Below are 8508 nucleotides of genomic sequence, written 5' to 3'. Positions count from 1 at the left end.
GTGTTTTGGATAGGGATGAAAACGCCGCAATCAACATCCTTAAAAGGGGACTAAGTACGGTAGGGCATACCGGAACCTTTGGGCTCGATCCAATAAACGCTTGGGGAGAGAATACCTCTACTTTTTCAGAAGCAATTCTGTTTAAGCAAGTAATCTCTGTGAACCAAGAATCCCCGTCTCTTTAGAGCGGGGAGTGTCAACGTCTTTTTAGCAATTTTTAGCTGATCAGCACTGGTTCTGTCTCTGTCAAAGTTAAATCCACTCCTCTTCATCCCCTTTGTTTACCTCCCGATCTTGGTTTTGATCCTGGGCGGGGGGCGTAATAATCCGATAATTGACATCGTACACTTGATCGGCCTTTTCCCCGCGAGTCTGTTTGGCTGTGCGGTAACTATAGGAATAAACCGAGCCGGTTTGAGAACTGTCACTAGGAGGCTTGACAAAATCAACTTTTTCCCTATCAGCCACCCTAGGCGGGAATTCTTCCCGCTCCTGAATGATCGTCGGTTTTTCGGGGGGTGTATCAAAATTCCAATCATCACCGCTATCTCTTTCCCAATCGTTACTCGGTGGAGACGGAGCAGAATCTTGAATATAGGTAGGTCGGGGAGATGGCGGTGGGACTGTAGGATTATTTCCTATACGAGGGGAAGCTTTTGGGGCAGCCACAGGACGACCAAAACTATAGAGAAATTGCAGGGTTAAACCACTGATAATTCCCGCTAGGGTAAAAAGTAACACCCAGACCGCTAGGGGCAGTTTTACCGTCATAATACCGCCAAAAAAGACCAAAGTGATCGCCCCCAGATTCTGCCAGATCAGTAATCCGCCCACAGCGATCGCAAATAAGACCATAATCCAGCCCATTTTTACCTCCCTTGATTCAGTGATTCAGTAAACAGTGATCAGTAAACAGTGATCAGTGATCAATCACTAAGGGACTTGCGTGGGAATAATATCCCAATCGATCGGAGGGCGCAAGCTTTGCGCCCCTACAGTAACGGATTTTGTCCACAATGTAGGGGCGAACTGCGTTCGCCCAAAAGGTACATTATCAAAGCGCAGGTCCCTAACCACTAACTAACCACGGGAGCATCTCAATCAGGTTTTTATGTCAAGCTATTTTGAAAGCCTTGCTAGAAACCAGTTTTATGGATAAGTATAATTACTCACTTGCATAAATGAGATGCTTTCCCACTAACCACTAACCACTGTCCACTATCCACTGATCACTGATAACTGATAACTGTTAATGTCCTTGCCAGCGATTAATGGCCACACAATCGATATCTAACTGATCGAGAGTACGAGCGATGACAAAATCGACCAAATCCTCGATCGATTGGGGATGGTGATACCATGCCGGTATTGCTGGCACAATTCTAACGCCCGCCTCGGCTAAAGTGGTTAAATTACGCAGATGAATTAAACTAAAAGGGGTTTCTCGCGGCACTAAAACCAATTTTCTGCCCTCCTTAATCTGCACATCCGCCGCTCTTTCTAGCAAATCGGAACTTAACCCCCCCGCTAATTTAGCCACTGTACTCATGCTACAGGGAATAATTACCATACCAAGGGTGCGATAGGAACCACTGGCGATCGTTGCCCCCACATCCCCCCAACGATGACAGCGTAATTTTCCCCTTTCCATCACCCCGCATTGGCTGCGCCAAAATTGTTCTTGCAGTTCCGGTTCTGGAGGCATCCGCGTCTGATCTTCCGCTTGCCAGACAGTGTAAGCTGATTTGGAAGCCACTAGATCGATCGTGTAGTCGGCTAAAAGTAGATATTTGAGGGTACGCACGGCATAAATCAGCCCTGATGCCCCCGTAACGCCCAAAATTAGCGGTTTAGATAATTCCTTCAAGCTCTAATTCCTCGATCAATTGTAATCCTCTCGGGTCGCCCACTTTTAATAAAGCACCTCTCGCATCTTCCTTGACACCTAAATCCTCATCTTCCACCAAGGCCTCGATCAAAGCATCGATCGCCGTGGCATAAATCACATTGAAGGGCAATTCTCGGCATAATTGACCAATTGACCAAGCGCAATTACTCCGCACCGCTGCGATTAAATCTCGGCGCAATCCTTCAATTAAAGGCGGCAACACGGTGATGATATCTTCATAATTGACCTTGGCAATCTGGGCCAAACTACTGGCAGCCCATAATCGCACCGCCGAAATATCGGTTTTGAGAGCATGAACCAAAGGCTCGATCGCTCTGCGGTCGCCACAGTTACCCAGGGCCCAAACTACCCCTTTTCTGACGTAACCATTCCAATCTCTGGCCAGTAGATCGATTAAAGGCTCCACGGCGCTAAGACTGGGATTTCGGCCCAAAGCGTAGGCGACACTGACACGCACTAGGGGACAGACATCGCTTAACATCTCTAGTAACGGGGCGATCGCTCTTTCGTCCCGCAATTCACAAAAGGCGCGGGCCGCGATCATTCTCTCGCTCAGATGATCAGAAGTAAGCAATGAGAGCATTTCCTCTGGATCGGGGGGGATTTCCGCTGCTTGATCCGGATCGCTCCCATCGAGAGGATTATTTAAGGAGTTGCTAGGGTCTAGGATTTCATTGTCGTACATACTTGTTAGATTATCTTAATCCGTGACCGCTTACGTCAAGCCCAAAATCAAAAAGTAATTGCTGGTTCGGGAGACTTATCAGTTATCAGTTATCAGTGAACTGAAGATCCAAATCCGAGCGAAGATAGGCAGCCCGTATCATCACTGATAAGCTAAGACGCATTCTCACCGCCTATTCTTGCATTTACAAAACCTAGCAGACTAGAAAGTAAATACAGGGCAAATTTTGGTGTTTTTCCGATGCCAAGACGCGGATTTGAACCGCGGACACGAGGATTTTCAGTCCTCTGCTCTACCAACTGAGCTATCTCGGCGTTTTTCAGTCCTTTCTCAATATAGCACGCCCTCGAAATAATTGCAAGGTTTTTTTCTAAAAAGTTTTCCCCTCGACTAGATTGGCAAGGTGAGGGTAAAAGTGGTGACAGCGTTGGCACTGGTGACATCGATGGTAGCATTCAGGGGTTTAATCAGTTTGCCGACCAAAGCTAAACCTAAACCGGTGCCACTGTAGCGCCAGGGATCTTGGTTAGGAATGCGATAAAAAGGGGCAAATATTCTTGATAATTCCTCTAGGGCGATTTCTACTCCTAAATTGCTCACACTAATTAATATTTGCTCATCCGCACGCCAGACATTTACCCTAATTATTCCCTGCTCCGGAGTATATTTAGAAGCATTGGTCAGTAATTCCGCTATGATGCGCTCAATATGACACAGACTGCTGTTAATCTCCGGTATATCCCCATCTATATCTAAAATTAACTGCTGTTGTCGCTCGCGGGTGAGAGTGCGAAAAGGTTCCACTAATAAGGGTAGCCAAGAAAGTAAGTCGATCGCTTCCATCGCCGGGGGTTCGGTTTCCGCATCCAGATAGGTTAAAGTCAACAGATCATTAACTAACTTACTCTGACGTTGAGATTCAATGTTAAGAATTTGCAACAGTTCACCGATCGAATCCTCTGGAGCGATCTCGATCCCTTGATCTTCTAGGAGACTCTCTAGGGTTTCCACCGCTAGACGAATGCTGGTAATCGGGGTTCGCAGTTCATGGGAAAGGGTTTTCAGGAATTCGCTTTTTAATCTTTCCAGTTTTTCTAGTTCCCGCACTTGTGCTTGGGAAGATTCGTAAAGTCGCGCCTGTCGAATAGCGATCGCACATTCGGTGGCAATATGTTGAATCAAATTAGTTTCTAAGGAGTTAAAAATATGATTAGCTGGTCGAATTAGCCAAAGATTGCCCAAAAAACCCTTATCGTCAAAGATAGCACAAGCGCAACGGTTAACACGACCAATTTGCGGATTACCAAGGGGAAGACGATCAACAAATTGTAAAATTTGTTTGTGCAGCAGCGGTTGATAGATTTCGGGAAAATCGCTAATTTGACGGGTAATTCCCTGACAGATAAGCTTTTGAGTGGTATATTCGTGGACAATAGTGGCTTTGCTGCGACTGGGATCGTAAAGCTCAATTTGGGCCCTTTCTACGGGTAAAACCTGCACTAATTCCCTAGTGGTGGTTTGCAGAATATGATTTTCATCGAGACTATCGCGAATTTTTTCGGTAATCCGTCCGATTAAGGCTTCATACTTCAAACTCATCTGCAATTCGGCGGTTCTTTGCTGCACCTCCGATTCTAGAGCAGTATTCAAGCATTTTACCCGTTGGTGCAGTTCTGCTTGTTGAATGGCAATTCCCACTTGAATGGCTAATTGTTTGAGTAGATCGATTTCTTGGGATTGCCAAGGGCGAGTTTTTTGGCAATTCTGGGCAATTAGTAACCCCCAGAGTTGGTTATCGCAGATAATCGGCACCACCAAGTTAGCCTGTACTTGCAAAGAAGTAAGTAAGTTGCGATAACAGGGATCAAGTCCCGAATTATGGACATTTTCAATAACTTGAATCCTGCCGCGACGATAATTTTCCAGACGTTCTGGGGATAAATTAAAACAGGGATCCTGGATCCTGTTTCCTAAGACAGAATTAATCCTCGCAGTATGGGATTCCACCACAATCATGCCACTACGATCGGGGAATAAACGATAAATTAACACTCGATCGCAGTTGAGAAATTGTCGCACTTCTTTAACAGTTCTTTGCAAAATGCGATCAAGATCCAACGATTGCCGGATTCTTTCCTGCATTACCCCCAGTAGTTGTTCCCGTTCTGCTTGTAATCTTAAAGCTTCTTCGGCCTGTTTGCGTTCGGTGATATTGGTACTGGTTCCCACTAAACGATAGATGCTCCCATTGTCATCCCGTAGGGGTGTTAAAGTCGTTAGCCACCAGTAGGGTATATTTTGAAAAGGTAAATACTGTTCGTAGGAAATAGTCGTTCCGTAACGTACACAGTCACTGTAGTGTTGCCGCACACTACGCGCATCATCGGGGGGAAGGATTTGTTCGGGAGTTTTGCCTTTAATATCTGATGAGCGCAATCCTGTCCAGCATTCATGAACGGGGTTTGCTCCCACATAGCGAAAATCTCTATTTTCCAGCACGTCCACCACAAAAATCGACGCTTGCACGGAATTAAATATACTACGCAGAAACTGCTCGGAATCCTCCTCTTTTAGCTGTGCATCCAACTCGGTATCGATTTCTGACGGCTGCTTTTCCATAAGAGCCTCCCATTATGCTAATTGGTGGATTTGGATCGATAATCACAAAATCGTCGGCTACTCCTAGAGCGATTTAATTATTTCTTAAGATCCTCGCACAAGTTTTCCTATCCGCTGCCGATTCCGATATATTTCTTTGCAAAAACGAGAAAGCGACCCCAATATACTGAGATCAGTTATCAGTTATCAGTTATCAGTTATCAGTTATCAGTTATCAGTTATCAGGTTTAAGTTTTAAGTTAAGTAGCTGGTTATAATTAAATTAAAAATGGATTTTAGGTTCGATCCCCCCTGCCCCCCTTGATAAGGGGGGTGCCGATCCCCCCTTAATCCCCCCTTGATAAGGGGGGCATCTGACAACTTTTAACGCCTACCTACTTAAGTAGCTAGACACAATTAATTACACATATCCAATTACTTCTTCCATGAGTGCCTATCCTCACCAAGAAGTTAATTTTGTGCTATTACTTATCAAATACAGCGTTTCTTATCAAGAGGAAGCATAACCTAATTTGGCATCGACGACCGGCTCTCCAAAAGGAGAACCTCCTACCCCACCATTAGGATAACTGTTTTAATTAGCCAATTATTTTCAGTGATCACTGTTCACTGATTACTGATTACTGATCACTGAATTTAGGCTTCTTGGTTGACAAAAGGCAATAAAGCCATTAAACGGGCCCGTTTCACCGCTTCAGTTAAATCTCGCTGTTGTTTAGAAGTTAAACCGGTGATACGTCTAGGCAAAATTTTGCCGCGTTCGGTGATGAATTTGCGGAGGAGTTCGGTGTCTTTGTAGTCAATCGGTTGACTAGGGGAGATGGGAGAGAGACGTTTACGATAGTAGCTCATAGATTTGTAAAGATTGCTTGACTTTTTAACTAAAGTGTGTTTACTTAATTTCCTTGTGGACGGTGTGCTTATTGCAGTGGGGACAGTATTTCTTGATTTCCAGTCTGCCGGTGGTATTGCGACGGTTTTTGCTGGTGGTGTAGCGAGAAACGCCGGGGGTACGCTTATCGGGATTACTGCGGCATTCCGTGCATTCTACAGTGATGATCAGGCGAACGCCTTTTTTACTAGCCATAACAACAGGGGATCGGGTAAATTTACACGCAATCGATCATTATGACATATCTAGGGCCTTTTAGGCAAGAGCGGCCGGGACGAACCAGGGGAATTGTCGGCTAAAAAGTTGAGTTTGGGATGAAATCCAGCACAAAAAAGCTAGAATAATCACAGCAGTTGGCGAGGATGAGGAAAATGACGGTAAGATTGGGTAAACCGATTTTAGTGACGGGGATAGGCATTACCATCGCTTTCACCCTGGGGGAAACTCTCAATAGTACAGTGAGCGAAGTCGGTTCCTGGGGTATTTTAGGTGCGTTTGCTCTTGGCGCTGGTATCTGGTTCTGGCAAAAACCCAACGCGAAAATCGATTTTTCCCCCCCCACTCCCCTGAGTCTAGAAAAGGTTAAACAAGCGATTACCAAGGCCGAGAAGATAATTAATTATCTGGCCAAAGAAGACCCCCATCAAGACTTAACCCCACTCAAAACCACTTTAACCCAATTAAACCAAGAATTTAGTCGCCAGGACCTGAAAATTGCCATTACCGGTGCTAGAAAAACTGGTAAAACTGCCTTAAAAAAACTACTAGAAACCGGCAACTTTGGAGAATCTATCGCTTTTCTGGAAACGGAACCCCTTCTGACTCTCGACTGCACCGCTAACCAGCAAAAGTCCCTAGCAGCCGACTTAGTTTTGTATCTTATCAATGGGGATTTAACCGATTCCGAATGGCAAATCCTCCAGCAATTCGATCGAATGCACCAGCGTGTTATTCTGTTACTGAATAAACAGGATCGTTTACCCGCCGAAACCAGAGAAGAAATACTCCTTTCCCTGAAACAAAGACTAAAAGAAACTATTCGCGCTCATCATATTTTAGCCATAGCCGCTGCCCCTGAACCCCTAAAAGTTCGTCAACATCAAAGCAATGGAGAAATCAAGGAATGGACGGAACCTCAAACGGTAGTTATCGATCCTTTAGATAATCATCTCCGAAAAATTATCGAACAAGAAAAGTCCGAATTAGTTCTGGGAACTATCTGGAGACAAGCGCTAGAATTAGCCAAGGAAACCAAACAATTACTCAATCAATCCCGACGCAAAAAGGCTTTACCTGTTATCGAACAATACCAATGGATAGCCGCTACTGCCACTTTTGCTAATCCTCTCGCGGCCCTAGATTTAGTTTTAGCGGCAGCTACTAACGCTCAAATGTTAGTGGATTTAGGGGGAATTTATCAACAAAAAATGTCCCTTGAACAAGCAAAAACAGCCATGGCCACCCTGGGGAAAATGATGGTACAATTGGGCATGGTAGAAGTGACAACCCAGGCATTAGGAACGATTCTCAAGGGAAATGCGATTACTTATATCGCCGGTGGTACAGTGCAGGGAATCGGGGCAGCCTATCTAACTCGTTTAGCTGGTTTAAGTTTAGTTGAATATTTTCAAGAACAGGAAATTAACGAGCAACTGAATAATGATTGGAATTGGACGAGTTTGCAGAATAAAGTTAAACAGGTCTGGGAACAAAATCAGCGCCTAGCATTTTTACAGGATTTTGTCAAGCAAACGAGCGCTCGTTGGTCGGCATTTTCTGGTTAAAAAATGTAGTTAAGAACTGGGAAAAGATAAATGCTGACGCAGCACATCCCAGCGCGAACAATCCCAATAATCGATATGAGAAATAATCAGATTATTGTCATCGAGAGTTAATTGGCTGCGTCCAGAAATAGCGATGCGAGGCCGCCAAGGTAAAGGAGTTATCCAGTGCAATGTCCAACGGGTATTAATAATATTTCCCTGCTGTTCAATTGCGTGGACATCCATCTTGATAGCTTGGAACCATTGACCCATAAAACCAATCATTTCCCGATAGCGTTTAATCCCCCGAAATTGATTGAGAGGGTCTTGAAAATAAACGTCATCAGCATAAATATCATAGGTTTGATCGAGGGGAAATCTTTGATAATCTTGCTGCAAAATAGCGATAATATCCATAAAATACCCAATTATTCCCGATAGCTATTGTCTTTTTTCGCTGCTGAGGGGTCACTGTTAACTATTAAGTACCTAAGCAAAATTAGGGCTCTTCTAGGTTCTGTGTGATAAGTTTAATTGACATAGGATCGATCGATCTTTGTGTCCTTTGTGTCTTTGTGGTTCGTTCCACCCCCTCGCTCTTGAGAAATGTATCTTAGAATACATTTTACCCACCAAAGCT

8 protein-coding genes, 1 tRNA gene and 1 pseudogene are annotated in these 8508 nt (G+C 44.5%); 2 read left to right on the top strand and 8 right to left on the bottom strand.

Annotation, left to right across the window (positions count from 1 at the left end):
• A pseudogene (locus tag IM450_RS03400) lies at positions 1–185 on the top strand (RNA-guided endonuclease TnpB family protein); the annotation flags it as partial.
• 67 nt (positions 186–252) lie between these two features.
• Here the strand turns inward: IM450_RS03400 and IM450_RS03395 are convergent.
• The 7 genes from IM450_RS03395 to rpmG form a co-directional block, all read right to left on the bottom strand.
• A complete protein-coding gene (locus tag IM450_RS03395) occupies positions 253–867 on the bottom strand; it encodes a hypothetical protein (RefSeq protein ID WP_004163697.1) in 615 nt (204 codons plus the stop codon).
• Positions 868–1249: 382 nt separating this feature from the next.
• Complete coding sequence (locus IM450_RS03390) at positions 1250–1867, bottom strand: flavin prenyltransferase UbiX (protein ID WP_159247621.1); 618 nt, start codon at positions 1865–1867, stop codon at positions 1250–1252.
• Positions 1851–2594 carry a HEAT repeat domain-containing protein gene (locus IM450_RS03385; protein WP_004163699.1) on the bottom strand — a complete coding sequence of 248 codons (744 nt, stop codon included), beginning with the start codon at positions 2592–2594 and terminating at the stop codon, positions 1851–1853. Before IM450_RS03385 ends, IM450_RS03390 begins: the two co-directional genes overlap by 17 nt.
• Before the next feature lie 241 nt (positions 2595–2835).
• A tRNA-Phe gene (locus tag IM450_RS03380) sits at positions 2836–2908 on the bottom strand.
• 76 nt (positions 2909–2984) lie between these two features.
• Complete coding sequence (locus IM450_RS03375) at positions 2985–5213, bottom strand: sensor histidine kinase (protein ID WP_004163700.1); 2229 nt, start codon at positions 5211–5213, stop codon at positions 2985–2987.
• A gap of 636 nt (positions 5214–5849) precedes the next feature.
• On the bottom strand, positions 5850–6065 hold the full coding sequence (rpsR, locus tag IM450_RS03370) for a 30S ribosomal protein S18 (RefSeq protein WP_002770735.1): 216 nt from the start codon (positions 6063–6065) through the stop codon (positions 5850–5852).
• A 40-nt stretch (positions 6066–6105) separates the two neighbouring features.
• Positions 6106–6300, bottom strand: coding sequence for a 50S ribosomal protein L33 (gene rpmG / locus IM450_RS03365; protein WP_002734724.1), 195 nt, complete (start codon positions 6298–6300; stop codon positions 6106–6108).
• A gap of 176 nt (positions 6301–6476) precedes the next feature.
• On the opposite strand from rpmG, the gene IM450_RS03360 reads away from it, so the two are divergent.
• On the top strand, positions 6477–7889 hold the full coding sequence (locus IM450_RS03360) for a slr1306 family protein (protein ID WP_287665767.1): 1413 nt from the start codon (positions 6477–6479) through the stop codon (positions 7887–7889).
• A 9-nt stretch (positions 7890–7898) separates the two neighbouring features.
• Here IM450_RS03360 and IM450_RS03355 read toward each other — a convergent pair whose 3' ends face one another.
• Positions 7899–8285 carry a DUF2358 domain-containing protein gene (locus IM450_RS03355; protein ID WP_287665764.1) on the bottom strand — a complete coding sequence of 129 codons (387 nt, stop codon included), beginning with the start codon at positions 8283–8285 and terminating at the stop codon, positions 7899–7901.
• Positions 8286–8508: the final 223 nt, after the last annotated feature.

The sequence above is a fragment of the Microcystis sp. M083S1 genome (genome assembly GCF_020246405.1).
Classification (GTDB): domain Bacteria; phylum Cyanobacteriota; class Cyanobacteriia; order Cyanobacteriales; family Microcystaceae; genus Microcystis; species Microcystis aeruginosa_C.
The sequence above is the reverse complement of the archived record's forward strand: the minus strand, read 5'-3'. Positions and strand labels throughout refer to the sequence as shown.

Bases quoted from the DNA above. Each gene is read 5' to 3' on its own strand.
- IM450_RS03395 (WP_004163697.1), bottom strand. From the start codon at position 867: ATGGGCTGGATTATGGTCTTATTTGCGATCGCTGTGGGCGGATTACTG.
- IM450_RS03385 (WP_004163699.1), bottom strand. From the start codon at position 2,594: ATGTACGACAATGAAATCCTAGACCCTAGCAACTCCTTAAATAATCCT.
- IM450_RS03375 (WP_004163700.1), bottom strand. From the start codon at position 5,213: ATGGAAAAGCAGCCGTCAGAAATCGATACCGAGTTGGATGCACAGCTA.
- rpsR (WP_002770735.1), bottom strand. From the start codon at position 6,065: ATGAGCTACTATCGTAAACGTCTCTCTCCCATCTCCCCTAGTCAACCG.
- rpmG (WP_002734724.1), bottom strand. From the start codon at position 6,300: ATGGCTAGTAAAAAAGGCGTTCGCCTGATCATCACTGTAGAATGCACG.
- IM450_RS03360 (WP_287665767.1), top strand. From the start codon at position 6,477: ATGACGGTAAGATTGGGTAAACCGATTTTAGTGACGGGGATAGGCATT.
- IM450_RS03355 (WP_287665764.1), bottom strand. From the start codon at position 8,285: ATGGATATTATCGCTATTTTGCAGCAAGATTATCAAAGATTTCCCCTC.